The sequence below is a fragment of the Bifidobacterium sp. genome (genome assembly GCF_022640935.1).
Taxonomy (GTDB): domain Bacteria; phylum Actinomycetota; class Actinomycetes; order Actinomycetales; family Bifidobacteriaceae; genus Bifidobacterium.
The window spans coordinates 24353-50314 of the sequence record NZ_JALCCV010000007.1 but is presented as its reverse complement, the minus strand read 5'-3'; the positions used below and the strand labels follow the sequence as shown (position 1 = coordinate 50314).

Annotated in this window: 20 protein-coding genes and 1 tRNA gene; 9 read left to right on the top strand and 12 right to left on the bottom strand. The window is 62.7% G+C overall.

Annotated features, from left to right (window positions below):
- Positions 1-70: 70 nt before the first annotated feature.
- Positions 71-144: transfer RNA gene (locus LKG04_RS03365), tRNA-Leu, on the bottom strand.
- Positions 145-366: 222 nt separating this feature from the next.
- Between LKG04_RS03365 and LKG04_RS03360 the strand changes: the two genes are divergently transcribed.
- Positions 367-960 (top strand): NUDIX domain-containing protein, encoded by a 594-nt coding sequence (locus LKG04_RS03360; protein ID WP_291760414.1) that lies wholly within the window; start codon positions 367-369, stop codon positions 958-960.
- 128 nt (positions 961-1088) lie between these two features.
- Here the strand turns inward: LKG04_RS03360 and pyk are convergent, their stop codons facing one another.
- From pyk to LKG04_RS03330, 6 genes are all read right to left on the bottom strand, one after another.
- On the bottom strand, positions 1089-2531 hold the full coding sequence (gene pyk / locus LKG04_RS03355) for a pyruvate kinase (RefSeq protein ID WP_291760411.1): 1443 nt from the start codon (positions 2529-2531) through the stop codon (positions 1089-1091).
- 146 nt (positions 2532-2677) lie between these two features.
- Positions 2678-3673, bottom strand: coding sequence for a TerC family protein (locus LKG04_RS03350; RefSeq protein ID WP_291760408.1), 996 nt, complete (start codon positions 3671-3673; stop codon positions 2678-2680).
- 201 nt (positions 3674-3874) lie between these two features.
- Positions 3875-5986, bottom strand: a complete 2112-nt coding sequence (gene uvrB, locus LKG04_RS03345; protein ID WP_291760406.1) for an excinuclease ABC subunit UvrB — start codon at positions 5984-5986, stop codon at positions 3875-3877.
- 254 nt (positions 5987-6240) lie between these two features.
- Entirely contained in the window at positions 6241-7017 is a 777-nt protein-coding gene (gene coaE, locus LKG04_RS03340) for a dephospho-CoA kinase (protein ID WP_434734843.1), read from the bottom strand.
- 156 nt (positions 7018-7173) lie between these two features.
- Complete coding sequence (rpsA, locus tag LKG04_RS03335) at positions 7174-8664, bottom strand: 30S ribosomal protein S1 (protein WP_291760403.1); 1491 nt, start codon at positions 8662-8664, stop codon at positions 7174-7176.
- Between the two features lie 164 nt (positions 8665-8828).
- Positions 8829-9707, bottom strand: coding sequence for a bifunctional methylenetetrahydrofolate dehydrogenase/methenyltetrahydrofolate cyclohydrolase (locus LKG04_RS03330; RefSeq protein WP_291760400.1), 879 nt, complete (start codon positions 9705-9707; stop codon positions 8829-8831).
- Positions 9708-9923: 216 nt separating this feature from the next.
- On the opposite strand from LKG04_RS03330, the gene LKG04_RS03325 reads away from it, so the two are divergent.
- The 3 genes from LKG04_RS03325 (at position 9924) to LKG04_RS03315 (ending at position 12921) form a co-directional block, all read left to right on the top strand.
- Complete coding sequence (locus tag LKG04_RS03325; protein ID WP_291760398.1) at positions 9924-11036, top strand: metal ABC transporter solute-binding protein, Zn/Mn family; 1113 nt, start codon at positions 9924-9926, stop codon at positions 11034-11036.
- 122 nt (positions 11037-11158) lie between these two features.
- Entirely contained in the window at positions 11159-12085 is a 927-nt protein-coding gene (locus LKG04_RS03320; RefSeq protein WP_291760565.1) for an ABC transporter ATP-binding protein, read from the top strand.
- Positions 12082-12921: a metal ABC transporter permease gene (locus tag LKG04_RS03315; protein ID WP_291760395.1), complete on the top strand. Its 840-nt coding sequence runs from the start codon at positions 12082-12084 to the stop codon at positions 12919-12921. The genes LKG04_RS03320 and LKG04_RS03315 overlap by 4 nt, the downstream gene beginning before the upstream one ends.
- Before the next feature lie 119 nt (positions 12922-13040).
- Here LKG04_RS03315 and LKG04_RS03310 read toward each other — a convergent pair whose 3' ends face one another.
- Positions 13041-13637 carry a CarD family transcriptional regulator gene (locus LKG04_RS03310; RefSeq protein ID WP_291760392.1) on the bottom strand — a complete coding sequence of 199 codons (597 nt, stop codon included), beginning with the start codon at positions 13635-13637 and terminating at the stop codon, positions 13041-13043.
- Between the two features lie 159 nt (positions 13638-13796).
- Here LKG04_RS03310 and glgB point away from each other — a divergent pair, with 159 nt between their 5' ends.
- From glgB to LKG04_RS03290, 4 genes are all read left to right on the top strand, one after another.
- Positions 13797-16055 (top strand): 1,4-alpha-glucan branching protein GlgB, encoded by a 2259-nt coding sequence (glgB, locus tag LKG04_RS03305; protein ID WP_291760390.1) that lies wholly within the window; start codon positions 13797-13799, stop codon positions 16053-16055.
- A 13-nt stretch (positions 16056-16068) separates the two neighbouring features.
- Entirely contained in the window at positions 16069-16806 is a 738-nt protein-coding gene (locus LKG04_RS03300; RefSeq protein ID WP_291760388.1) for a response regulator transcription factor, read from the top strand.
- 3 nt (positions 16807-16809) lie between these two features.
- Positions 16810-17892, top strand: a complete 1083-nt coding sequence (locus LKG04_RS03295) for a sensor histidine kinase (RefSeq protein ID WP_291763251.1) — start codon at positions 16810-16812, stop codon at positions 17890-17892.
- A gap of 223 nt (positions 17893-18115) precedes the next feature.
- Positions 18116-18655, top strand: coding sequence for a LexA family protein (locus tag LKG04_RS03290; protein ID WP_291760382.1), 540 nt, complete (start codon positions 18116-18118; stop codon positions 18653-18655).
- 175 nt (positions 18656-18830) lie between these two features.
- Here the strand turns inward: LKG04_RS03290 and LKG04_RS03285 are convergent, their stop codons facing one another.
- A complete protein-coding gene (locus tag LKG04_RS03285) occupies positions 18831-19637 on the bottom strand; it encodes a ComF family protein (protein WP_291760379.1) in 807 nt (268 codons plus the stop codon).
- A 191-nt stretch (positions 19638-19828) separates the two neighbouring features.
- A complete protein-coding gene (locus LKG04_RS03280; protein WP_291760376.1) occupies positions 19829-20632 on the bottom strand; it encodes an HAD-IIB family hydrolase in 804 nt (267 codons plus the stop codon).
- A gap of 93 nt (positions 20633-20725) precedes the next feature.
- Between LKG04_RS03280 and LKG04_RS03275 the strand changes: the two genes are divergently transcribed.
- The gene (locus LKG04_RS03275; RefSeq protein ID WP_291760374.1) at positions 20726-21154 is read left to right on the top strand and encodes a metallopeptidase family protein; all 429 of its coding nucleotides are present in this window, start codon (positions 20726-20728) and stop codon (positions 21152-21154) included.
- Positions 21155-21211: 57 nt separating this feature from the next.
- On the opposite strand, the gene LKG04_RS03270 is transcribed toward LKG04_RS03275, so the two are convergent.
- On the bottom strand, positions 21212-22771 hold the full coding sequence (locus tag LKG04_RS03270) for a DUF5719 family protein (protein WP_291760369.1): 1560 nt from the start codon (positions 22769-22771) through the stop codon (positions 21212-21214).
- Positions 22768-25962 (bottom strand): glycosyltransferase family 2 protein, encoded by a 3195-nt coding sequence (locus LKG04_RS03265; RefSeq protein WP_291760367.1) that lies wholly within the window; start codon positions 25960-25962, stop codon positions 22768-22770. The genes LKG04_RS03270 and LKG04_RS03265 overlap by 4 nt, the downstream gene beginning before the upstream one ends.

The window sequence follows — 25962 nt, the reverse complement described above, 5'->3', positions numbered from 1 at the left end:
CTCTTTCAATACCTAATCGCTCAGAATCCATCCATCAAGCAGGTGGGAATTCGTCTTCGCCGACCTGACGTGCCCTTGGTGGGACTCGAACCCACACTGCACAGATTTTGAGGCTGTTTCCTCTACCAATTGGGATACAAGGGCGTGCACCGCGGGACTCGGCGCCTGACGCGCCTGCCCGCCTCATGGCAATCTACCATATTCTTCGGACTGTGCAAGCCGTGTGTCGCCCGGAACCAGCGCAGCGGCGGCCTTCGCCTTCGCTATGCGCCGAAAACGCATGTTCGCGACCGGCGTTCCGCCTGCTGCGCACGGGGTCGAAGGCTTAGAATGGCTGTGGCGCAAGGCATCTTCAAGGAGGACAGTATGAGCAATGAAACTTATCGGCGATTCGACCCGTGGCGTCCCGCGCCTGTCGAGGAGAAATCGCGTCGCACCACCCTTGACAGCCATTATTTCGGCGTGGACCACGTGACCTTCTCCTCGCCTGAATCCGGGCCTTTCGAACGGGATCTGCTCCATGAGAACATCGGCGACACCATTGGCGTGCTCGCGCTCACGTCCAAGGGACGCGTTCCCTTCATCGAGCAATATCGGCTCCCCACACATCGCTGGACACTTGAAATACCTTGCGGGCACGCCAAGACGCCGGGCGAACAGCCACGCGACATCGCGGTGCGCAAGCTGCGCGACGAAGCGGGCTACGCAGCGCAGCATCTCACGCAGTTCACACGTTTCATCAACACTCCGAGCTTCTCCGCGCAGCACACCGTGCTCTTCTATGCCACCGGACTGACTCCGGCGCCGACCGACTCGCAGCTCGGTCCGGAGACGCCGCGCGCGCATGTCCGCTTCTATACGCCCGACGAGGCGTACCACATGGTCGTCAATGGGACCATCGTCGATGCGAAAACGGTGATTGCGGTGTTGCGGTTGCATTGCGGTCTGTCCATCGAATAGACAAAACCATGCGAATAGGCTGTGGCCCTGTGCGCCATTCATGAATTCATGAATGGCGCACAGGGCCACAGCCTTGCCCTCACCGTTTCGCCGCGGATCCTTCATTGCAGGCCGAAACCTGCACCGAATCAGTCGCAGGCACCGACCGTATGAACGTAGATCGAATCAGTGCGCCCCGACTGATGCACACCTTGGGCGGAGCTCAGGATGACGATCTTGTCACCGTCGCCGGCCTTGCCTGCGTCACGCAGCACTTTGTCGGTGAAGATCATGAGATCCTTGCGGCTCATGTCATGGTAGTCGCCGGGAAGCAGGAATGCCTCAGTGCCCCAGCTCAGCGCAAGCCAATGATAGGTGTGTTCGTTGCTGGTCAGGCCGTAGATCGGGGCTGCCGGGCGTTCGCGCGAGACGCGCTGCACAGTGTGCCCGGTCTGCGTGTAGGCCACGATGGCCTTGGCATTGAGCTTGTCCGACAGGTCGACGGCAGCCGAGGAAACGGCGCCAGTGCTCGACATATCAAGCGTCTTGAGCTCCGGAATGCGGTCGTAGCCGTGCTCGGTCGCATAGCTCGAGATGCGGTTCATCGTGCGCACGGTCTCGACCGGATAGTCGCCGACCGCCGTCTCGTTCGAAGTCATCGTGGCATCGGCGCCGTCAAGGATCGCATTGGCGCAGTCAGAGGCCTCGGCGCGCGACGGAATCGGCGAATGGACCATCGAACCCAAGACTTCGGTCGCGACGATGACCGGCTTGGCATATTGGCGCGCCAGCTCGATACAACGCTTGGTGACCAGCGGCACCTCTTCGAAAGGCATTTCCACCGCCATATCGCCACGCGCCACCATGATGCCGTCGAACGTCTTGACGATCTCCTCGAGGTTCTCCACAGCCTGCGGCTTCTCGATCTTGGCGACGATCGGGATGCGGCGGCCTTCCTCGTCCATGATCTCGTGGGCGCGGTCGATGTCGGTCGCGAAGCGCACGAAGGACATGGCGATGATGTCGGCGCCTGTCCGGATGGCCCAGCGCAGATCCGCCTCGTCTTTTTCGGTGAGGGCCGGGAGGCTCACGGCCACGCCGGGCAGATTGATGCCCTTATGGCTGGAGACCGGGCCTGCAACGATCACCTTGGTGTGCACGTTGCTGCCCTCGACCTTGGTGACTTCAAGACGCACCTTGCCATCGTCGATCAGAATCGGGTCGCCGGCATGGCAATCGCCGGGAAGGCCTTTGAACGTGGTAGACGTAATATGTTCGTCGCCTTCGAGGTCATCGGTGGTGATGACGAACTCCTGGCCCTCCTGCAGCTGGACCTTGTCCTCGCCCTGAGCGTTCTTCTTGATCCATCCGCAGCGGATCTTCGGTCCCTGCAGATCGACCAGCGCCGCCACATTGCGGCCAGTTGCCCGGGATGCCTGGCGCACGTTGTTGTACACCTTGAGATGATCCTCGGGCGTGCCGTGCGAGCGATTGAGCCGCGCCACGTCCATGCCAGCTTCAACGAGCTTGGTGAGATCCTCCAATGACTCAGTAGCCGGACCGATGGTGTCTACGATTTTGGCTTTTCGCATGAATGCCTGCCTCTTCTTTTTTGATGAGCAAGGATCTTTCGACCCCTCTGTCGATGTTCAGTCTACTAGGAGACGACGAAGGAATCCATGCGCAGGCACTGGCGTGTTGTGAGCGCTCACAATCCAGAATCCCCGCAGCCGGGCCATCATTGTCCCAACGTCTGGCCCGCCGACTGCTCCCGGCGCATCTTAATGACGCTGGCCAAGGCAGAGCCGCCGATCGCCGCCACAATGACCGCGAGCGAAAGCCAGGTCGGCAATTCCGGCACCTGCTCGATGGGCCGGCCGCCGTTGATGAACGGCAGCGAATTGCCGCTCAGTGCCTCCATGATGAGCTTGACGCCGATGAAGCCAAGCACCACTGCAAGCCCGGCCGGCAGATAGACGAGTTTGTCGAGCAAAGCCCCCAGCAGAAAGTAAAGCTGCTGCAGGCCAAGCAGCGCGAAGACATTCGAAGTGAAGACGATGAAGGGATCCTTGGTCAGCCCGAAGATCGCCGGTATGGAGTCGAAGGCGAACATCACGTCCGTGGTGCCGATGGTGAGGAACACGATGAGCATCGGAGTCCAGAAACGCACGCCGTTCTTCTCGGTCCGCAACTTCTCGCCATCATATTCGTTGGTGATCTTCACAACCTTGCGCAAGCCTCGGATGATGGCATTCTCGTGGTATTCCTCGTCTTCGTCGCCGCCCATCGCCGTTCTGACCGCCGTGACGATAAGGAACGCGCCGAACAGAAAGAACACCCATGTGAAACGCTCGATGATGGCGGCGCCGACCAAGATGAACAGGCCTCGCAAAATCAGCGCCACGGTGATGCCGATGCTGAGCACGTACTTCTGCAGATTGCGCGGCACTGCGAAATTCGCCATGATGATGACGAAGACGAATAGGTTGTCGATGCTCAGCGAGTATTCGGTGAGCCAGCCGGAATAGAATTCAACGGCGGGCTTCGCCCCGACCACAAACCATAAGACCGCGCCGAAGACCAGTGCCATGGCGACGAAGAAGACGATGCGCCGCAGGCATTCCTTGGTGCTCGGCACATGCGGGTTGCGCCCGATGACAAACAGGTCGACGACGAAGAACGCCGCGAGCACGACGAATGTGATGATCATGAAGGCAAGGGGGGTTTCGGCCATGGCTCCCAGCATACGGACGGCCGGTGACGGTGGACAGCAGTTGCCTGTGGCGCGTCCCTTCGCGACTTTGGCGTTCGCCCACCTCGCCTGCGGACGGCACTTCGTGTTGCGTTTTGCGCAGCTTGCGCTGGTAGTTCGCCCACCTCGCCTGCGGACGGCACCCTGTGCTTGTCCACCTAGCCAATCGGCCGAATGGCGATGCTACTTCTGCGCCTCGGTGATCTGGCGCAGCTCCTTCTTCAGGTCTCGGATCTCGTCGCGCAGGCGCGCTGCGAGCTCGAATTGCAGCTGTTCGGCGGCGGTGTGCATCTGCTCGCTCATCTGCCGGATCAGATCGGCGAGATCCTGCGCCGGCAACCCGGCCTTGAGAATCTCCTGATGCCGTTTATCGGCCTCGTCCTGGTCGAAGTTTGGCAGGCCCAGATGCGTGTTGCCCGCCTTGCCGGCATTGCGATAGCCGCCTTCGAGCAGGGTCTGAGTGTCTACGTCCTCCTTGGCGAGCATGTCGTTGACGTCGCTGATCTTCTTGATGAGCGGCTGCGGGTCGATACCGTGTTCGGTATTGTAGGCGATCTGCTTGGCGCGGCGGCGGTTCGTCTCGTCGATGGCCTTGTGCATCGCGTCGGTCATCTCGTCGGCGTACATAAGCACGGTGCCCGATACGTTGCGGGCCGCTCGGCCAATCGTCTGGATGAGCGAACGATAGGAGCGCAGGAAGCCTTCTTTGTCGGCATCGAGAATCGCGACCAAGGAGACTTCCGGCAGGTCCAGGCCTTCGCGCAGCAGATTGATGCCGACGATGACGTCGATTTTGCCCTCGCGCAGTTCGCGCAGCAGCTCCACGCGGCGCAGCGTGTCTACGTCGGAATGCAGGTATTCGACCTTGATGCCGCGTTCCAACAGGTAATCCGTGAGGTCCTCGGCCATTTTCTTGGTCAGTGTGGTCACCAAGGCGCGCTCGTTCCTGGCGACGCGGTCCTTGATCTCGGCGAGCAAGTCGTCGATCTGCCCGGTGACTGGACGCACCTCGACCTTCGGATCAAGCAGCCCGGTCGGGCGGATGATCTGCTCGACGACGCCGTCCGAAAGCCCCATCTCATAATCGCCGGGCGTCGCGGACAGGTAGACCGTCTGGCCGACGCGCTGCAGGAACTCCGGCCATTTGAGCGGCCGGTTGTCCATCGCCGACGGCAGGCGGAAGCCGTGCTCGACAAGCGTGCGCTTGCGGCTGGCGTCGCCTTCGTACATCGCGCCGATCTGCGGCACGGTGACATGCGATTCATCGATGACCAGCAGGAAATCATCGGGGAAGAAATCGAGCAAGGTGTGCGGCGCGGTGCCGGGGGCGCGGCCGTCGAAATGCCGCGAGTAATTCTCGATGCCGGAGCATACGCCCACCTGCGTGAGCATTTCCAGGTCATAGGTCGTGCGCATCGTCAGCCGCTGGGCCTCCAGCTCCTTGCCCTGGTTGCGCAGCTCGGCGACGCGCCCATCGAGTTCGGTTTTGATGTCCTTCAGCGCGCGTTCCATGCGTTCGGGGCCAGCGACATAGTGCGAGGCGGGGAAGATATGGACGGATTGTTCGTGGGCGATCACATCGCCGGTGAGCGGGTGCAAAGTCGAGATGCGGTCTATCTCGTCGCCGAAGAACTCGATGCGCACGGCGAGCTCCTCATAGACTGGGATGATCTCGACCGTGTCGCCGCGCACACGGAACGTGCCGCGGGTGAAGGCGATGTCGTTGCGTTTGTACTGCATGTCGACGAATTTGCGCAGCAGCGTATCGCGGTCTATCTGCTGTCCTTCCTCCAAGAACAGCATGCGGCCGGCATACTCCTCAGGCGTGCCCAAGCCGTAGATGCACGAGACCGTGGCCACGACGACGCAGTCGCGCCGGGTGAGCAGATTGGCGGTGGCCGCATGCCGCAGCCGCTCCACGTCGTCGTTGATGTTCGAGTCCTTCTCGATGTAGGTATCCGTCTGCGGAATGTAAGCTTCAGGCTGGTAGTAGTCATAGTACGACACGAAGTAGCTCACGGCGTTGTCGGGCATGAGCTCGCGGAATTCGGCGCACAGCTGCGCGGCGAGGGTCTTGTTCGGCTCCAGGATCAGCGTGGGCCTCTGCAGTCGCTCGATAAGCCAGGCAGTGGTCGCTGTCTTGCCGGTTCCGGTGGCGCCCATCAGCACCACATCGTTCTCACCGTTTTCGATGCGAGTAGCCAGCTCGTCGATGGCCTGCGGCTGGTCACCGGAGGGATGGTAGGGCGATTTGACGACGAAAGGCTTGTTCGCACGCTCGATATTAAATCCCATGTCCATCCGATCCTTTGGTCGCCTGCTAGTCATTACCGTATGTGATCAGCGCGGCGCCCAGCAACGCCGTGCCGATAACACAGCATCGACGGGCGCCGCGTCAGGTCTGCGCAATCGGATCCAAACGGTCGGATCCAGACAGCCGGATCCAGACAGCCGGATCTGCACAGCCGTCTGCGCACTGCCATATTTTCGCGCGGCCATGAGAATCATCGTCTCCGTGCAACCGTCTTCCCGTGCGATGGCCGCCGCCATCAAGAGTACGGCGCGGCGCGAAGCTCCTGCCGCCATTGCGCAACCAGCATATCAACATGTTCGAACATTCGTTCGATTGGCTGGCTGGCGTCGATGACCGCATCCGCCAGCGCCCTGCGCTCCGCCTCGCTGGACTGGTGCCGGATGCGCGCCAGCGCCTGCACGCGGGTCATGTCCCGCGCGCCCACCATCCGCGCGATGCGCGTTTCCGCTGGCGCCTCGACCGAGACGATATGCGCGAAGGAGAACGGCATGGCATCGATCACCTCGGAGAGCAGCGGCACGTCATGCACGACGATGGACTGCATCTTTGGCTCGTGCACCCCCTGGTCTTCATCGTCAAAGCCGTCGCCGCCGACTTTGACGCCCTCACCGATTGCGCCGGTCTCATGGATGCCCATGTGGCTGGCCTCCCGTTCGCTTTCGTCCCCGGCTTCACGCTCGCCGCACTCCAACGACTGCTCGATGCGCCGCGCCGCCTCATAGATCAGCGGATGTTCGATGGCATCGAGCCGCTCGCGAGCACCGGGCGCAGCCTGCTCGCCGAACACATGATCGGCCATCCACGCCCGATCCAACTGCCCCTCGGCAGTGATCGACCCGTTCCCGAACTCCAGGGCAATCCGTTTCAGTCCTTCGCCGCCGGGGGCGACGACCTGCCGAGCCAAGTCATCATAATCGATGACGAGCAGCCCCAAATCCTTGAGATGCCCAGCCACCGTGCTCTTGCCGGCCGCAATGCCGCCAGTCAGTCCGATCCTCATCATGCATTCCATCGTAGCGTGGGCTGATTCGATGCGCGTCAGCAGGAGACGGCAGGAACGGCAAAGCGGCAAGCGCGCAGTGCGCGCTTGCCGCTGCCCGGATACGGGCGAAGCCCGGCCCCTCAAGGGGAAACCGGGCTTCGTGACGTTATACGCGAGCCTAACGACTCACTTCTTCTCGCTCAGCAGCTGCTCGCGAAGCGCGGCAAGCTGATCGGAGCCGGCGAGAGTGCCTTCGTTCGCATCGTTGGACGAGTAATTCGAGGCTTCCGAACCGGCGGAGTTGGCGTGTTCCTGCCGTGCGCCCTGACCGTCTTCGGCGGCCGAAGTAGCGGCGTTCTCGCTCTCCTTGGTGACGAACTCCTTGTGCTGCTCCCACAGGTCGTGGGCGGCCGCATACTGCGACTCCCATTCCTCGCGCTGCTTCTCGTAGCCGGCGATCCACTCGTTGGTCGTCGGATCGAAGCCTTCGGGGTACTTGTAGTTGCCTTCCTCGTCGTACTCGGCGGGCATGCCGTAGAGCGCGGGATCGAAGTCCTCGGAGCTGGCGTCGACGGAATCGTTGGCCTGCTTGAGAGACAGGGAGATGCGGCGACGATCGAGATCGACGTCGATCACCTTGACGAATACCTCTTCGTTCGGCTTGACGACCGTCTCGGGGTTGTCCACGTGGCGGTTGGCCAGCTCGGAGATGTGCACCAGGCCCTCAATGCCGTCTTCAACGGAAACGAACACGCCGAACTGCACAATCTTGGTGACCTTGCCTTTGACGATCTGCCCGGGAACGTGGGTGCGCGCGAAGCGCTGCCACGGATCTTCCTGGGTCGCCTTGAGGCTCAACGAGATGCGTTCGCGATCGAGATCGACGTCAAGCACCTCGACGGTGACTTTGTCGCCGACCTTGACGACCTCGGACGGATGGTCGATGTGCTTCCAGGACAGCTCGGAGACGTGGATCAGGCCATCGACGCCGCCGAGGTCGACGAACGCGCCGAAGTTGACAATGGAGGACACGACGCCCTCACGAATCTGGCCCTTCTTAAGCTGCGAAAGGAAGGTCTCACGCACCTCGGACTGGGTCTCCTCGAGGTACTGGCGACGGGAGAGGACCACGTTGTTGCGGTTCTTGTCGAGCTCGAGGATCTTGGCCTTGATCTTCTGGCCGATGTACGGGGTCAGATCGCGTACGCGACGCATTTCGACCAGCGACGCGGGCAGGAAGCCACGTAGGCCGATGTCGACGATCAAGCCGCCCTTGACGGCCTCGATGACCGTGCCCTCGACGACGCCATCAGCATCCTTGATGGTCTCGATGTCGCCCCATGCACGCTCGTATTGGGCACGCTTCTTGGACAGGATCAGACGACCCTCTTTGTCCTCTTTGGTGACGACGAGCGCCTCGATCGAGTCGCCGACCGCAACGACTTCCTCAGGCTTGACGTCTTTCTTGATGGAAAGCTCGCGGGAGGGGATCACACCCTCGGTTTTGTAGCCGATGTCGAGCAGCACCTCGTCATGATCGACCTTGACGACGGTTCCCTCGACCAGATCGCCATCATCGAAGTTCTTGATGGTCGAATCGACTGCCTTGATGAAGTCCTCTTCAGTGCCGATGTCGTTGATCGCGACCTTGGTGACTTCCGTATTGTTCTCTGCCATTAAAATAAGTGGTTTCTGTTTGCTAGTGGATGGATATTGCCGATGTTCAATTATCAGTGCCCTTGCGGGCACATACATATTTTAAGATACAGGAAGCCATGTCCAAAGCAGCGGTCATATTCCGGTCGTGTCATGCATTGCGCCGCGGAATGCCGCATGCGACCTTATGAAGCCCGCCGTTCGGCCATCTCCACGACGTTGCTCAGCAGCATCGCGCGGGTCATCGGCCCTACTCCGCCGGGGTTCGGCGTATAAGCGCCGGCGCGGTCGTAGCAGGCCTTGTCGATGTCGCCTCTGACTCGGTAACGGCCGGTATCCTCGTCGAGCACCCGCGAAACACCCACATCGACAAGCACCGCACCGGGCTTGACGTCCTCGGGGCGCACAAAGCCCGGGTGACCGGTCGCCGAGATGATGACGTCGGCCCGGCGCAGGTGACTGTGCACATCCCGCGTGCCCGTATGGCACGCCGTGACGGTCGCGTCGACCCCCCGACGCGTCAGCAGCAGGGGGATCGTGCGCCCGATGGTGATGCCGCGGCCGAGCACGCAGACATCCTTGCCCGCCAGACCGATGCCGTAGCGCGACAGCAACGTGAGTATGCCGCGCGGCGTGCAGGGCAATGGCGTGGCGATCCCGCCGCCGATGCGCAGGACCAGCTGGCCGAGATTGTACGGGTGCATCCCATCGACATCCTTGCCCGGGTCGATGGCGTCGATGACCTCGTTCTGGTTCACGCCGCGCGGCAACGGCAGCTGCACGATGAACCCGGTGCACCGCGGATCGTCGTTGAGCGCGCGCACAGCCTCGAGGATTTGCGTCTGGCTGGCATCGGCAGGCAGTTCGCGCCGGATCGAGCGGATACCCACTTCGGCGCAATCGACGTGTTTGCCGGATACGTATTTGGCGGAAGCCGGGTCGCTGCCCACCAGCAGCGTTCCCAGCCCCGGTTCGATTCCACGGGCGAGCAAACGCTGCACCCTACGCGCCAGATCGGCCTTGATATCGGCCGCCGCCGCCTTCCCGTCAAGTCGTATGGCCATAGACATCCTTTCCTCCCGCGTACATCGCCGCCGCCTGCCGCCGTCACCGGTTTTGCCACTGGCACTTCCCGCTGGGATTGCAAGCTCCGTAACGTAGATTATCGTTAGGTATTGTCGGTTGCCGGCGTGAGGCATTAGGGACGGCACATCTGGGATGTGCGCCAGGACACATCGCGGTAGCCAGGTACGCTATTGTGCAAGGCAAGGAAGGCTGCTATGACATGGAAGGCTGTGCGGAAAAAGGCGCTGCGCGAATTCACCGCGCTTGCGACCGCGATCGTCTTGACGGCGTCCTTGGCGGCCTGCGACATGTCCTCGCCTGATCCGAAGCATTCCAGCGCCTCCCCCTCGTCCAGCGGCCCGATTGCTGTCGTGGCTTCGATCAGGCAGTGGGGCTCGCTGGCCGAAGAGATCGGCGGAAGCGATATTGCGCTTGACACCATCGTTTCACCGGCTTCGGATGAGGAAGCCCAGGATTTCGAGCCGAAGTCGGCCGACACCGCCAAACTGCAGCATGCTTCGATCGTCGTGACCAACGGCGCAGGCTATGATGCCTGGGCCACGAAGAACCTCGTCAAAGGCACAGTCACCGTGTCCGCCGCCGAAACCATCGGCGCCTTGGAGGGCGACAATCCGCATCTGTGGCTTTCCAAAGACGTGCGCGCAGGCATGGCCTCAGAGCTGGCCGAGGCTTTCAGCAAGGCACTGCCAACGAAGAAGAAATCTTTCGCCGCCAGGCTACAAACGTGGCAGGCGAAGGAGAAAACGCTCGATGACGAAATCGCCTCTTTCGCGAACGCACACGGCAATGCAAGCTACGCCGCCACTGGAACAGCGGCGTTCTATCTCATGGACGACATGGGATTCAAGGATGCCACACCCCGAGGCTACTCCCAGGCTCTGCTTGCAGGGCAGGAGCCCGCTCCGGCCGATCTCAAAGGCTTCCGGGAACTGTTGGAAGGCGGGTCGGTCGCGCTGTTCGTCGACACCAGCGGCGAATCCGGGAACGCGAAAAAGGATACGAAAACCAACAACGGCAGCGGTACTGGGGATGCCACGAACTCGGCGCCAGGAGAGACTGCGGATGCCGTGACGCTGTTGCGTGCGGCAGCCAAAGACGGCGCTGTCCCCATCGTCGATGTCGCCACGCAAATGCCTGCCAAGACGGCCACGCTCGACGATTGGATCGGCTCGCTGATCGAATCAATCGAGACTGCGTTGGATGCCACCGCCCCCGAGACTTCCGGCAACCCGGGCTCTCCGACACAGGGCACCTCATCGCCTTCGCCGGCGCAACAGCCAGCGTCCACGAATTCTTCCAAGCGCTGACCTGTCTGGGTCGTTCCATTTGAGAATGATTGTCAGCCTCCTTTGCGATAATCCAACTCTCATATGGCTGGATGATGCGCATGGCCATATCGGCCGTAGAGAGCGCAGGGAACGAGGATGGCATGCAGGCAGGCATCGGTGCAACAGACCCGGACGACGCCGGGGCGATCGTTTTTCGCAACGCTGCGGTCAAACGGGGCGACCGCATCATCTGGCAGCACGGTGATTTCTCGATACCTCGCGGCACGGTCACGGCAATCGTCGGCACGAATGGCACCGGCAAGACCACGATGATGGGAACGGAACTCGGGCTCATCCCGCTGGCGGCCGGTTCGCTCAGTGTACTCGGCAAGCCGGCCGGTTCGCTCAACCACCTCATCGGCTATGTGCCGCAAAGCTACACCACGGCCATCGATTCGAACCTCACCGCTGAGCAATCGGTGCTGCTGGGACTGACAGGTACCTGCTTCGGCATTCATCCGGTCACCAGGGCGCAGCGGGCCAAAGCGCATGAGGCGATGACGTTCACCGGCATCGCAGACAAGGCGAAATATCGACTTTCCCAGCTTTCCGGAGGGCTGCGCCAGCGTGTGGCGATCGCCCAGGCGCTGGTCTGCGATCCGCAGCTGCTCATGCTCGACGAGCCGCTGGCCAATCTCGATCTGGCCAGCCAACGCGCGACGGTGCACGTCTTGGCCAAGCTCAACCGGGAGCTGGGCATGACCATCCAAGTCGTGGCGCACGACCTCAACATGCTGCTGCCAATTCTCACCGGGGCCGTCTACCTGCTGGACGGGCACCCCCATTACGCCGCGATGAACAAGGTGCTCGACGCGGACCTGCTCACGCACCTGTACGGCACCAGCGTTCAGGTCGTCACTACACCGCAGGGTGACATGTTCGTCACCCCCAGCGCAGATGAGCCTCAAGACGTCGAGGCCGACACTCATGCGCCGCAGGAAGTTGCGCGCTTCCATCAGCACCACCGCGATACCCAGTCAAGCGGAGGCGCCAAAGACAACGGGAACAAGGAGGCACAGGCATCATGACATCGGCAGGATTTTCCTTCGATCCGACTTGGCTGGAGACGCTCGCCACTCCATTCATGAAGAATGCGTTCCTCGCCGGGCTGTGCATCGCGCTAGCCGCGGGGGTCATGGGCTATTTCACCATCGCACGGCATTCCACGTTCGCAGCGCACGCCCTGGCCCATATCGGTCTGCCTGGCGCCACCGGAGCCGTGCTGCTCGGCCTGCCGGTGTCGCTCGGGCTTGGCGTGTTCGCGCTGGGTGGGGCCATCGTGATCGGCGCGTTGGGCAAACGCGCATCCCAGCGCGAAATCGCCACCGGGACCGTGCTCGCCTTCGCGACCGGTCTGGGCCTGTTCTTCGCCAGACTTTCCACTTCGGCCTCACAGCAGATGCAGTCCATCCTCTTCGGCTCGATCCTGACGATCACTACCGATCAGATCATCGGCTTCGCGCTGTTCGATCTGCTGCTGCTCTCGGTGCTCTCAGTCATTTATCGCCCGCTGCTGTTCAGCGCCTTGGACGAACAGGTGGCCCAAGCCAAAGGCGTGCCGATCGGCATAATGAATCTCGCGTTTATGGCGATCATGGCCGGCGTCATCACCATTGCGGTCCCTGCGGTCGGCACTCTGCTGATCTTCGCGCTGGTCATCACTCCGGCCGCCACGGCCAACATCCTCGTTGCATCGCCGCTGCGCGCCATGGTGGTCTCCGGGCTGCTGTGCCTGTTCGCGATCTGGGGCGGACTGGTGATTTCGGCGATGTTTCCCGCTCCCCCGAGCTTCATCATCGTAACGATTTCGACCTTGCTGTGGGCCGGGGTCAAACTGGCTGATTCGCTTAACCGCCGAGCCTGAGCAGTCCGTCACACCAGGCGTACCGAATCGCAGTCAGCGGCTCGCGTCCTTTCGCGTGCCCGCGGACAACACCGAAAAAAGGTGAACCGCCGACCCGGCATGTCCCCTATGCGTCGCGGCTACTTCTTCTTCGTCTTCTTGCTTTCGCGCTCCAAGCGGATCAGCGTCTCGGCCGCCGGCTCTTCAGGAGACTTAGTGTGATGCTTCTCGTCGCCCGGCTCCGGATCAGCGCAGCCCAGGTTCACGTCGAGCAGGCGTTGCGCCTCGTCTTCGTCGATCTTCTCGGACAGCGCGATCTCGGAGGTCAGGATGTTGCGGGCCCGGGTCAGCATGCGCTTCTCGCCGGCGGACAGGCCGTGCTCGTCCACGTCGCGCTGCGCCAAGTCGCGCACTACTTCGGCGATCTTGTTGACCTCGCCGGTCGCGATCTTTTCAACATTGAGCTTGTAGCGGCGCGACCAGTTCATTTCCTTCTCGACGATCGGCGTGCGCAGGATCTCGAAGACCTTGGCGACCTCGTTCGCGTCGACGATGTCGCGCACGCCGACCTTCTTGGCGTTCTCCACCGGCACATTGATGACCAGCCCGTCGGACGAGAGCACAGACAGCTGCAGGTACTCGCGAGTTACGCCTTTCACCGTGCGTTCGCTGATGGCTTCGACCTTTGCAGCGCCGTGACGTGGATAGACGACCATATCGCCGACCTTATACCCCATGAATCCTCCGTGAAAACAGCAATAAACCTCAGTCAAGAATGCCATATGGGCCGGACGTGGCGGAAATGGCCATTGCTCTGCAGGGAATTTGCACAGTTCTGCGGGGCATCCGCGCGACACGACACTGCATTGAGTGCAAACCGCGGCTATGCTTTGAGCATGGCTACAGAACCGATTATCAATGATGATCTTGCGGCGCTGCCCGCTGACCCAAACGTGCTCGACAGCGTAAGCAACGCGCACTACTACGATCCCCATGCCTTGCTCGGCGGGCACTTGGGCTCCGGGGTGCAGACAGGTACGGTCACGTTCCGCGTCTTTCGGCCGTTGGCGAAATCCGTGACGATACTGACGCAGCACGGTGAAGTCGAGGCGCGCCACGAGCACAATGGCGTGTTCGTGGCCGTAGCCCCGGCGCTGGGCGGCGCCGACGGCGCGTGGTCGGTGCCCGACTACCGCATCCGCACCACATGGCCCGACGGCTCGACGGTCGTCGAGGACGACCCGTACCGCTATCTGCCGATGATCGGAGAAACGGACATCTACCTGTTCGGCGAGGGCCGCCACGAACGCCTGTGGGAGGCGCTGGGCGCACATGTGCACCGCTTCGACGATCCGATGGGCGCGGCCGACGGAACACCGGGCGAGCCGCTCGTCGGCACCGCCTTCAGCGTCTGGGCGCCCAACGCCCAGGCGGTGCGCGTCGTCGGCAACTTCAACTCCTGGGACGGCCGGCGCCACGCCATGCGCGAACTGGGCTCCTCAGGCATCTGGGAGCTATTCGTGCCCGGGGTGCAGGCCGGCGACATCTACAAATACGAGATCCTCACCGGCAATGGCGAGTGGATCATGAAGGCCGATCCGATGGAGCGCTCCCACGAGCTTCCTCCCAGTACGGCCTCGGTCGTCGTCGAATCGACCCATGACTGGCACGACGAGGAATGGATGGGGCGCCGTCGCACCTCCAACCCGCACGAGGGACCGGTCAGCATCTACGAAGTGCATGCGATGAGCTGGGACCGAGGGCTGAAAACCTATCGCGAACTGGCCGACCGCCTGGCCGACTACGCGCGCCAGGAGGGCTTCACGCATGTGGAGTTCATGCCGTTGGCCGAGCATCCCTTCGCCGGCTCGTGGGGCTACCAGGTCACCGGTTATTACGCTGTCGATTCACGCATGGGCGGGCCCGACGACTTCAAATACCTCGTCGAAAAGCTGCATGAGGCCGGCATCGGAGTCATCATGGACTGGGTCCCGGCCCATTTCCCCAAAGACAGCTTCGCGCTGGGACGCTTCGACGGCACACCGCTGTATGAAGATCCGGATCCGCTGCGCGGCGATCACCCCGACTGGGGTACCTACGTGTTCAACTTCGGCCGGCGCGAAGTGCGCAACTTCCTGGTGGCCAACGCCTGCTTCTGGCTGGACGAATACCATATCGACGCGCTGCGCGTAGACGCCGTCTCCTCGATGCTCTACCTCGACTACAGCCGCAAGGACGGCCAGTGGCGGCCGAACATCTACGGCGGGCGCGAGAACCTCGAGGCCATCGACTTCCTCAAAGAGGCCAATGCAACGGCGTACAAGAACAATCCCGGCATCATGATGATCGCCGAGGAATCCACCGCCTACCCCGGCATCACCGCGCCGACCGATGCGGGCGGGCTGGGATTCGGCCTCAAATGGAATATGGGCTGGATGCACGACACGCTGCAGTACCTGCACGAGGAGCCGATCAACCGCCGCTGGCATCACGGTGAAATCACATTCTCGCTTGTTTATGCCTATTCGGAGCATTATGTGCTGCCGATCAGCCATGACGAAGTCGTCTATGGCAAGGGCTCGGTCTATGGCAAGATGCCGGGTGACGAATGGCAGCGTTACGCGGGCGTGCGCGCGCTCTTCGCCTACCAGTGGGCGCACCCCGGCAAGAACCTGACGTTCATGGGCAACGAGATCGCGCAGGTCGGCGAATGGAGCCAGGAAGGCTCTCTCGATTGGAGCTCGCTCGACTGGCAGGAGCATCGCGGCGTGCAGCGGCTGGTCGCCGATCTGAACGCGCTGTACAAGCGCTCCCCCGCGCTGTGGAGCCAGGACTTCACACCGGACGGCTTCCAATGGCTCACCAGCGACGATGCCGACCACAATGCGCTCAGCTTCATGCGCGTGGGCTCGAAGGGCGAGCAGCTGGTGGTCGTCGTCAACTTCTCCGGGCAGGCATGGCAGGACTATCAGGTGCCGCTGCCGCAAGGCGGGCGCTGGCATGAGGTGCTCACCACCGACGCCGAGGAATACGGCGGATCAGGCATCCACAACGACAGCTTCGAAGCGCAGCCCGGCGAATACCATTCGCGCGGTTGGTCGGCGAAACTCACCGTTCCGGCGCTGGGCGCGGTATTCTTGGAACCAGAATACTGAAAGGCGGTCCCGCATGCTCAACACGTCGGCACATCAGACAACTCCCCGCACGATCCTAGTCGTCGAGGACGAGCCGGATCTGGCCACTGCGATAGCGCAGCGCATAACGGCGAAAGGATGGACCGCACGAGTAGCCTCCGATGGCGCCAGTGCAGTGCGCGCAGCAGGCCAGCTGAAGCCCGATCTGGTCATCATGGACATCATGCTGCCGGTGATGGATGGCATCGAGGCAACCAAACGCATCGTGGCCGAACGGCCAGTGCCGGTGCTCATGCTCACCGCCCGCGACGCCGAATCCGACAAGGTCATGGGCCTTGGCGCCGGCGCGGACGACTACATGACCAAGCCGTTCTCTCCGCGCGAACTGATCGCCCGGTGCGAGGCGCTGTTGCGGCGCGTGGAGCGCGCCACGATCATCGCCAAGAACCTCGAGAACGAGAAGGTGCTCGACTTCGGCTCGCTCGTCATCGACCCGCGCCAGCGCATCGTCACCTTCGAAGGCGAACAGGTGCATCTGACGCCCACCGAATTCGACTTGCTCGCCACCCTGGCCCGTAAACCCAAATCGGTCTTCAAACGCGAGAAGCTGCTTGAAGAGGTGTGGGATTGGCCTGACGCTTCGGGTACACGCACCGTCGACTCGCATGTCAAGGCGTTGCGTCACAAGCTCGGCTCCGCCATGATTCGCACCGCTCACGGCGTTGGATACGCCTTCGAGCCGCCGCAAGACGACGATGCGGACGAACGGTAGGCCATGCCGGGAAATCAGCATGATTCCGTGCCATCTTCGAGGCGCCGGAGCGCCAAGCTCTCTTCCCAACGTCCGATAGGCTTCTTTGCCTCGCTGAAAACCGAGCTCAGCGTTCTCATCGTCATCTCGACCGCCATCGCCTTCGTGATGGCATGGTTTCTGCTCAAATTCGGCTGGAGCGGCTGGATCGCGATGCCGCTGACGCTCGTCGTGGCGCTAGGCATCACCTATTTCTTCTCGCGCGGCATGATCGCGCCCCTGCGCCAGATGCGCGATGCAGCCGAAGGCATGGCGGACGGCGATTATTCAGTGCGCGTGAGCATCGGCACCGACAGCAACGACGAGATCGGGCAGCTGGCCCGTTCGTTCAACGAAATGGCCGAAGAACTCCAGCACGCCGACCAGATGCGCTCCGACATGATCGCCAACGTCAGCCACGAGCTGCGCACGCCGGTCTCCGCTTTGCAGGCGATGCTCGAGAACCTCGCAGACAACGTAGTCGAGCCGACGCCGGCGAATCTCGAACGTATCCTCGACCAGACGCATCGGCTATCAGACCTCATCGCCTTCCTGCTCGACCTTTCGCGCATGGAAGCAGGGGCGGCAAGCCTGCAGGTCGAACGTTTCGATTTCGCCGAGTTCATCGACGAGACGCTCGAGCCGCTCGAGATCGCGGACGCCGGGCATGCCCACGACATCGAGGTGCATATTGAACCGGGAATCATGCTCGAAGGCGATCAGGATCGGCTGCGCCAGCTGTTCACCAATATCATCTCCAATGCGCTCAAGCATTCCGCCGACGATACCTCGGTGCTGATCGAGGCGCGCGACGACAAGGAACAGGGCACTGTCGTGACGAATGTGGTGAACTTCGGCTCCCAGATCCCCGACGAAGCGCGCTCCGACATCTTCCGCCGCTTCGTCAAAGGCAAAACCGGGCCTGGCACCGAATCGGGAGGCACCGGCCTAGGGCTTTCCATCGCCCGCTGGGCGGCCCAATTGCACGGCGGCACCGTCAAAGTCGTCAATGACATGCGCGGAGCCAATTTCGAGATCGTCCTGCCCAAGTACCACGTCGCCCAATAGATCAATCGTCCGTTGAAGGTGCGGCCAGTTTGCATTCGATCCCCCTGCGCCTCACTCTTGGCAGAGGCGTCACGAAACCGGATAATTTCGCATGGCGCTTCGGCCCGTGCCCGTGCCTTCTCGCGGCTTCACCGCGCTGCACAGGGTGATCAGACGGATGCTGCGTTGTCGGGGTCGTGTCCCATACTGATTCGAACATATGTTCGACAACGAAGGAGGGAAGATGGACGCCCCGACGACGTTTGCCCGCAGCGCGAAGCCCACAGGCGCCGCGTTCGCATCACCCGGACGCAGCGCCGCACTGCAGCACTGGCGTGGGCGCTGCACTGCGATATCCGTACGCCGCATGCATCGTCGTCCGGCACCGCTGCCGATGGCTTTGGAATCGATACATGCAGGGTTTCCATCCCCCGCCCAAGATGATTTCATCGATGGTTTCAGCTTCGACGAGCAGGTGACCGCGCACCCGGCCGCAACTTACATTGTCACGGTGGCGGGCGATTCGATGCAGAACGCAGGCATTTGGGACGGTGACCTGCTGGTGGTCGATCGCGCACTCGAAGCACGGCACGGCGATGTGGTAGTCGCCTTGCTCGGCGGCGAACTCACTGTGAAACGGCTGTGGCTGCATGATGCCAGCCCGGTGCTGCACGCTGAGAATCCGGAGTATCCCGACTTCCATCCTGCGCCCGACGAGGATCTGGCAATCTGGGGCGTGGTTACCGGCAGCTTCCATCCGCAGAAAGGCCGCCGACTTGCCTGATCGGGACGCCGGTAGGTGAGGCACCAGCGAATATGAGCCACACGGCTGCTCGCAGGGTGGAGATTCGCCGGGCGATACGCGCGCGCCAGATGGATTGCGGGCTGGTCCTCTGAAACCCGCCTCAGGGAAATTGTCGGGTGCGTGCACGGTGCGCATACGAACTCAAGTGAATGCCTCAGATGAATGCCTCAGGCGAATCCAGCAGACGTGTCGGCAGCCACATATCGCCCGCTTGGGCCAAGGCGAGTGCAGTAAGCACTGTCGCCCCGCCGGCTCGCAACGCGCCGACGCATTGGCGCATCGTGGAGCCAGTGGTGACGATGTCGTCGACCAGAATCACCAACGCTCCCGCTATGTCGGAGCCCCGCCGCAATGCCATATGCCCGCCGACCCTGCCCGCTCGCTGCGACAGACCTCGCATTTCCACTGATTTGCCTTTCACGCCGCGCATCGTCAGGACCGGCGCGGCGCTCGAGTCGATGTCGTAGCCGCGCAGCAGCCGCGACATCCGCTTGACAAGCTGCAGCATATGCCATCGTCCGCGCTGAAATACCGAACGCGGCGAGGAAGGCACGGGCACGATGAGGACAGCGCCGCCGCCCGCAGCCTGCCGTACACCGATGAGCAGAGCCAGCCCAGCGAGCGCCTGGGCGAAAGGCCCTGTGCATTCCTCATCCCCGTGGTCCTTCCATGCCAAGATCGCCTGCCGGAGCGCATCGCTGTATGCGCCACAGGCATAGGAGAACCCCGTCGACGAGCCACGCAGCTCGCATCGGCAAGGCCGTGACAGCAGTTTTCGGCATTCGGGACACAGCACGGCGTCTGGCCTCTCGCAGCCGGCGCAGCCGCGCGGCAGCACGGCATCAAGCAGACTTCGGCAGAAGTTCCCGGCGATGGCTGCAACGGCAGGCATCGGGAATACCGATGGCGAATCCAGTCCTGCAGTCGTTCCGGGGTTCTCCATGGAGCGTGTAGCGTTCATGGCGCGATTCTACGTTCGCCAGCATCCGCGCCGCATCGCGGTCAGGGTCATGTGGTCGAAGGCCCGGCCCTGCGACACGCCGAACGATGCGGGGAGCAGCCAGTCAATGACGAATGCGCATTGCGGCGTGGTCATCGCTCGGCGCAGAGATGCAATCCGGTCGGGTCTCGTCATCCGATCGGTCGCATAATTCAGGACAGCCGTGCGATCAACTCCTTGCAGACCTCGAGCGTGTCATGCGGGCCGGAAACGCGAATGGCGATCGTGCCCGCAAGGGCGGCCGGGTAATCGTTGCCGTCGGGATCCATGCGATCGCCGACGTAGACGACGCGGCCGACGGGCACGCTCGTCATCGCGCTCAGCTCGCGGACCGCATAAGCTTTGTCCACGCCGCGTCGCGACACGTCGACGCTGGTCGAGCCGCCCGAATGCACTGCGAGATGTGGGAAGTCGGCCCCGACGGCGGCGGCGAGACAATTTTTCTTCGAGTTGTCGGGATCCCAGGTTTCCTTCTGCTCGATCGGCGCCTCCTGCCCAAGCGCGGAAAAAGTTATCTGGCTGCCGCGGTCCTCGACGCGCCGTCCCCATGGATGTTCGAACCACAGCCCCTGTTCCCGGGCATGCCGTTCGAACGAGGCGACGACGGCACGCCGCTCCGCAGGATCGAGGTCATGGGCGTATTCGCAATGCCATGCAGCGCCGTTCCAGCGATAGTACCGGGTGCCGCTGGTGGGCATGAGATGCATGTTTTCACGGCACGCCGTATCATCCAGTTCGTTGAGCACTTGGCTTTTCACCAGTTCAAAGCGCCCACCGGTAATGATGGCCAAAGGCCGCAAGCGGGTCAGCATCGAGATGCAACGCGCCATGTCCGCCTTCATAGGCTGCTTCGAACGCGCGAGCGTGTTGTCAAGATCGAAGGCGATGATTCCCGCCTTGGCCCCCACCGCGTCCATATCGAGTTCGGTCCATACAGGCACGTGGCAGACATCCATGGCATACCTCCGATATTCCCAGCCGATTCAATCAGCGTTCCGACTCCCCAGTATCCTAGCGCATTGCCCCCGCCTTGGCCTATCGTGAATGACATGTCGCGCGCACCTTGGAAATCCCGTGTCTATCGAAACCGCCATGGCCGGGGCGTCCGCACTCCCATGTTCGGCGTGCGGTTGCCGCAGTATCGTACCAGCAGCGGCCAATTCGACGATATGGTGGCCGCGCAAATCAAACGGCTCGCCGCGGCGTGGCCGCAGCTGGTCCAGACAGTGCAGTTCGCCGTCGAAGACGTTCCCCCGCCTCAACCGGTCGACTGGCAGAGCGGTTCGGACACGACTTCGCAAAGCTTCGCGGCCGGCCACGGCACTCCTGCGCGGATCGTGCTGTATCGCATGGCGCTGCAGATGCAGGCGGATGACCGCATGGAGCTGCAATGGGCCATCCGCGACGAACTCGTCTCGCGTTTGGCAGAGCTCTACGGCCGCAGGCCCGAGGAAATCGATCCCGACTGGGGAATGTAACTGCGGAATGTAATCGTGGCGCCCCCATTGCAGCGCATAGTCATGGGAACACAGTCATCAGCGCACGATGCGCGGGTCGCGGATGACACGCACGCGCGCATGCTGCGGCTCGAGCGGCTGCGGCGAAAGTGTGGCCACCCCAGCCAGCTTGGCGTCGTCCACATCGCGCTGCGAGAGTCGCACGCCCCAATGCAGCCCTTGAGCATCATTCAGGACCAGTAGACGAGCATCCCCGCCGAGATCGCTGGCATCGAGATTCAATGCCGTCTCGGCACCGAGCTCGAGCTTCCTGCTGTCCAGCTGCCGGCCTGAGCCATCATAGGAGATCATCGTGGCCGTGTGCACACGGGTATCCGGATTGCTCAGCGTGATCCGGCCCTGGACCTTGTCCGGCATCGCAACCGCCGAAGATGTTGCGCCAGGCTGGGACCCGAGGAAGGCGAAATCGGCCGAACCGCCCCGCACGGTATTCGCGGCCATCGCCTGAACCGCCGTCGCGCCGTTGGCTGCAGCCACGAGCGATGTGGCATTCGACGGCATATCGGAAGGCGTGATGACCGCGACCTTGCCACCATCCAGCTTCCATGAGCCCGCAGCCGTGACGCCCGCAGGACTCAGCCACTGCAACTTCAGCGCAGTGGCCTTGCGGCTGTAGGCGAACACAGTAACTTTGTCGCCCGATTCCAGCCCGTCCAGCACGGTCGAACGCGATGCGACGACCGGCACGGCGAAATCCGAGCCTTTCGATGTCAGGCCTTCCATGCTCACCACACGCACCACGGCGGCAATGGGCGTCTCTTTGCTCGAAACGGTGACGAACAGTCCATCTTGCCGGGGGGCAGCAGCGGAAAGATCAAGCGTGACCTGCCCATGTGCAGCGACGCTGAGCGTCCGGCCGGTCGAAAGCGTCAGCGTGCCGGCGTGCTCCGTGCCCCGCACATCAAGCTGCAGCGAGGTGGCCTTGGCCGAGGGATTGGCCACAACCAGCTGCTGAGTGATCCCCGTGTGCGTCGCCGGCAGCAGGAAGGAGTGCGACAGCCCGGTTCGCACGCAGGATGCAGCGGACAGCCCTTTGAGGTCCCCGGTCGTCGCCCACGAGGCGACGGACCCGGCAGAGCCTGAGCCGGTCGCCGCTTTCAACAAGTGTTCGTCGAACAGCCGGGCGCCATGATCCGCATTCCCCGAAGCCACTTTCACATTCGCCTGGTCCTGCAGATCGGCATCCTCCAGGATCTGATCATTATCCGCATTGCCGTCCAAGGAGGAGACCTGCGCCTGCAGCACCGATCCGAAAGCGGCATAGCGCGCGGCCGAAGCGATATCGCCCTGCGAAGACTGGTATGCGCTGTCGCCGTAGGAGCCGGCATCCGGCAGGGTCATGCGCGCCGGACAGTATGCGGTGGTCTGCGTCTGCGAGACGGCATATTCGCGCGCACCGGCTGCCGCTTCAGCGCTGTCCTCCAGCCATGGGGCGAGCCGCAGCACGCTCAGCGCCAAGAACGCGGCGACGAGCAGAGCCATGGTGACAAGACCGGCGAGGATGCGGCGAATGCGCTCGGCCCTCAAGCGCTGTGAACGCCGGGTGCTGGTGGCGCCTTCCTCGTTCATATCGTTCATACCTCATCCCCCAGTTCTCGCCCGGCGCGCGGCACGGCCACCAAACAGTAAAGCCCAAGCAGCACCGCAGCGCTCCAAAGCCAAGCATGCCGCCACGCGCCATGCTGGATGGCCTGCTGCCGCGCAGTGTCGATGCCACGCGAATCGGGGCCGAGCGCCGTGAAACGGTAATAGGCTCCCGCATCGTTGGAGACGACCGGCTGCACTCCGTCCGACGCCGTGATGTTCGAGATCAATGTCTGGGAAAGATCGCGCTGATGCGCGCTGGAACCAGTCGACACATAGATACCGCCGAAGCCCAGCTGGCCGAGTTCGGCGATGGCGCCGGCATCGGTATCGACCAGCAGTCGCGCGCTCATCTCCGCCAGCGTCGCATCATGGGGATCGTCTTTGCCCGAAACCTCCTGCGCGCGCTGCGCGGGCGAGGAATCTACAAGATCTCCCCGGCCTGTTCTCAACACATTGTAGGACACGCTGCCAGCCGCATCGACATACAAGGCAAGAATGCGGCGGCCCGGTTCCTTGTCCAGATAGTCTATTGCGACCATAGGCAAGCCTCCTTCGCTCACCTGCACATCATGGGCGTCGGCGCGCAATGCCCCGGTCGCGAGCCAAGCTACGGCCCCAGCAGCCAGCAACGTGACCAGCGCAGATCGGGCGAATCGCGCGGCAATCGCCGCAGCATGGCGGTGCCCGGACCACACGCCATCCGCTGCATTCGCAGCGCGCCCAGCAGCTGTACCACGAGTCGGCAGCAAAGGACGATAGCGTGCGACTGCACCTCCCGCGAGCTGGCATACGCAGCACAGCAAAGCGAACAGCGTCAGCACGAATCCAGGGATCGGCGAACCGGCTACAGGCCCGTCCGGGCCCAGCGCGACGACGACACGGACCGAAACCATCGAAAGCAGCATGCCCAGCACCGCGACCACCCACATCATACGTGAAACGCGCAGCGCAAAAGGCAGCAGCAACGAAGCGATCGCCAGCAGAGCGACCACTGACAGCATGATCAAAGCGGCGGCGTCAAGCCAATTCAGCATGCCCAAGCCGCGCAGATCCGCCGGCATGCGCACACCGAAAGCGGAAGCGGCGATATCAATGAATCTCATCGCGCGCGGCGCGCGGGCCACGCCATTCGCGTCCGTCGGAGGAATCATGATATCGCCGAACAGCTGCCGCCAAAAACCTTCATGCGCGTAGCGCAGCGAATTGACGACCGTAGGGGCCACTGCGAAGGCCGCGGGGAACGGGATCAGCAGCAGCCTGGCGCGATGGCGAGGGATGAGCAGCAGGAACACAAGGAATGCGGCGATCAGCGGCAGTAGCAGCTGCGGTTGCGCGGCGACGACTGCGACGAAGCACAGTGCTGCGCAGGCTGCGGCCTGCACCGAGGAATGAGGCCGTTTCGGCTCCTCTGTGTGATACATGCCCACAGCGCGGAACACGAAGGCGAAAGCGGCCGGCAACGCTATCATCACCGTGAGCATGGCGAGGTCAGCATCGCCATATAGACCCAGCGCCACACCAACCGAGAACCACAGCAATCCGCACACCACACGCACCGAATCGGAACGCGTGAAGACGCCGGCCAGCGCCCAGAATGACAGCGCGCTCGCCGGGGCGGATATCATGTACAGCAACGTCAAAGCCGCCGCCGTATGGCCTAGCGTGACAACGGATGCCAGCAGCCAGACCAGCAGCCATGGGGTCGGCGGGGCCGGAATACCGGTCGAAGCGCCAAACAGCCAAGGTGTGGTTGCCGCCTGCGCAAGCTGCGCGAACCCGGCCTGCGTGGCGACAAGACGCGAGGAGAACAGGGAGCCGCCCGAAAGCGCCTGCCCGAGCACGTCGCCGTGCAGCGCCGCGAGCACGGCGAAGGCCGCTATGCTCATCGCCGCGGCTGCTCCGAAACGCCGGATCACACGGCGGCGCAAATGCGCCCGAGCGAGCGGATCAAGTAGTACGGTGCGCCGCTGGCTTTGCAACGCCTGCCGGCGTTCGCGCCACAGCGCGAGTTGGCGGCGATCGGCGGCCAATGTCGGCAGTTTCGACAGCGAAATAACACTTTGCGAACGCACCCGATGTCTTGCCCGCCACATGGCCGGCATGTCCGCGAGCGCATGCCAGGGAAGCTGCAAGACGCACCACGCCTCGTACGGCTGTTTGGCGAACAGGTGGCGTATCGCCTGCCCGAGGACTGCCACGAGGCTCCAGAGCCAAGCGGGCAGCCACCATGCCCGCCTCATGTCCGTGTAACGGTAACGCTGCCGGGCGAGCATCACGGACAGCGCATTGTCCTGCGGGTATTGCTCGTCCAAAGGGACGCCGTCTTTCGACCGTATGCCTTCGAAACGCGCCCGGCGGTGCGCGATGCGCGCCTTGGGAACCACGACCACGCGTGATCCGCTCAGACACACCCGCCGCGAGAAGTCGGCGGATTCCCCATAGCTGTCGAACCAAGGATCCATGCCGCCCAACGCCCGCAAGGTTCGTATCGGCACAAGCGCCCCGGCCAAGGACACGGCGAAGACATCCTGTCGACCGTCGTATTGCTCTTGGTCCGGTTCGCCGTCTACGACGAGGCTTTCGATACGATGCCGACCGGCATATGCGCCCACGTCGTGCAACGACACGCCGTCCCAGCCCAGTTGCTTGGCCCCGAGCAGCGCCGCGGTCGGCGCGTTGCGCCATGTTTCGAGCAGCTGCTCGAGGCAGCGAGCATCAGCCGGGCGAGCATCATCGTGGAGCATCCACACTGCACGAAGATCATTGCCCAGTAGGGCTTGAGTCAGCGCCATGGAGACGGCATCGCCGAACGAGACGGCATCCCTAACGCCGACCAGCCGGACGCTGACCGTCTTCGCCTCAGGCATGCTCATCACCAGCCCGGCGGGCGAAGGGATGACTTCGAATTGCGATTGCAACGGCGCGCTCACGCCCCCCGCGCAGTCGGCGATGACAATGACGCCCGGCAGAATGCTTTGCTCCAGCACGGCACGCAGCGTCGCCGCGAAAAAGCGCATGTCCTCCTCCACGGTGATGACCGCAGCCAGCGTCGGTTCGACCTCCTGCCGATGCGAGTACGGGCGGCTGGCGATGAGCCCCGCCACCAGCTGCTGGATGTCCTGATTCTGCTGGCCATCCGCCTCGTCCGTGCCTGCTGCGTTCGTACCGTCCAGTGCATTCAT

Excerpts from the sequence above, each read along its gene's own strand:
- LKG04_RS03275 (WP_291760374.1), top strand. The coding sequence starts at position 20,726 with ATGTCGCGCGCACCTTGGAAATCCCGTGTCTATCGAAACCGCCATGGC.
- LKG04_RS03285 (WP_291760379.1), bottom strand. The coding sequence starts at position 19,637 with ATGAACGCTACACGCTCCATGGAGAACCCCGGAACGACTGCAGGACTG.
- LKG04_RS03300 (WP_291760388.1), top strand. The coding sequence starts at position 16,069 with ATGCTCAACACGTCGGCACATCAGACAACTCCCCGCACGATCCTAGTC.
- LKG04_RS03320 (WP_291760565.1), top strand. The coding sequence starts at position 11,159 with ATGCAGGCAGGCATCGGTGCAACAGACCCGGACGACGCCGGGGCGATC.
- LKG04_RS03295 (WP_291763251.1), top strand. The coding sequence starts at position 16,810 with ATGCCGGGAAATCAGCATGATTCCGTGCCATCTTCGAGGCGCCGGAGC.
- LKG04_RS03280 (WP_291760376.1), bottom strand. The coding sequence starts at position 20,632 with ATGGATGTCTGCCACGTGCCTGTATGGACCGAACTCGATATGGACGCG.
- glgB (WP_291760390.1), top strand. The coding sequence starts at position 13,797 with ATGGCTACAGAACCGATTATCAATGATGATCTTGCGGCGCTGCCCGCT.
- LKG04_RS03310 (WP_291760392.1), bottom strand. The coding sequence starts at position 13,637 with ATGGGGTATAAGGTCGGCGATATGGTCGTCTATCCACGTCACGGCGCT.
- LKG04_RS03350 (WP_291760408.1), bottom strand. The coding sequence starts at position 3,673 with ATGGCCGAAACCCCCCTTGCCTTCATGATCATCACATTCGTCGTGCTC.
- LKG04_RS03270 (WP_291760369.1), bottom strand. The coding sequence starts at position 22,771 with ATGAACGATATGAACGAGGAAGGCGCCACCAGCACCCGGCGTTCACAG.
- LKG04_RS03330 (WP_291760400.1), bottom strand. The coding sequence starts at position 9,707 with ATGGCCATACGACTTGACGGGAAGGCGGCGGCGGCCGATATCAAGGCC.
- coaE (WP_434734843.1), bottom strand. The coding sequence starts at position 7,017 with ATGGAATGCATGATGAGGATCGGACTGACTGGCGGCATTGCGGCCGGC.
- LKG04_RS03360 (WP_291760414.1), top strand. The coding sequence starts at position 367 with ATGAGCAATGAAACTTATCGGCGATTCGACCCGTGGCGTCCCGCGCCT.
- rpsA (WP_291760403.1), bottom strand. The coding sequence starts at position 8,664 with ATGGCAGAGAACAATACGGAAGTCACCAAGGTCGCGATCAACGACATC.
- pyk (WP_291760411.1), bottom strand. The coding sequence starts at position 2,531 with ATGCGAAAAGCCAAAATCGTAGACACCATCGGTCCGGCTACTGAGTCA.
- uvrB (WP_291760406.1), bottom strand. The coding sequence starts at position 5,986 with ATGGGATTTAATATCGAGCGTGCGAACAAGCCTTTCGTCGTCAAATCG.
- LKG04_RS03265 (WP_291760367.1), bottom strand. The coding sequence starts at position 25,962 with ATGAATGCACTGGACGGTACGAACGCAGCAGGCACGGACGAGGCGGAT.
- LKG04_RS03315 (WP_291760395.1), top strand. The coding sequence starts at position 12,082 with ATGACATCGGCAGGATTTTCCTTCGATCCGACTTGGCTGGAGACGCTC.
- LKG04_RS03325 (WP_291760398.1), top strand. The coding sequence starts at position 9,924 with ATGACATGGAAGGCTGTGCGGAAAAAGGCGCTGCGCGAATTCACCGCG.
- LKG04_RS03290 (WP_291760382.1), top strand. The coding sequence starts at position 18,116 with ATGGACGCCCCGACGACGTTTGCCCGCAGCGCGAAGCCCACAGGCGCC.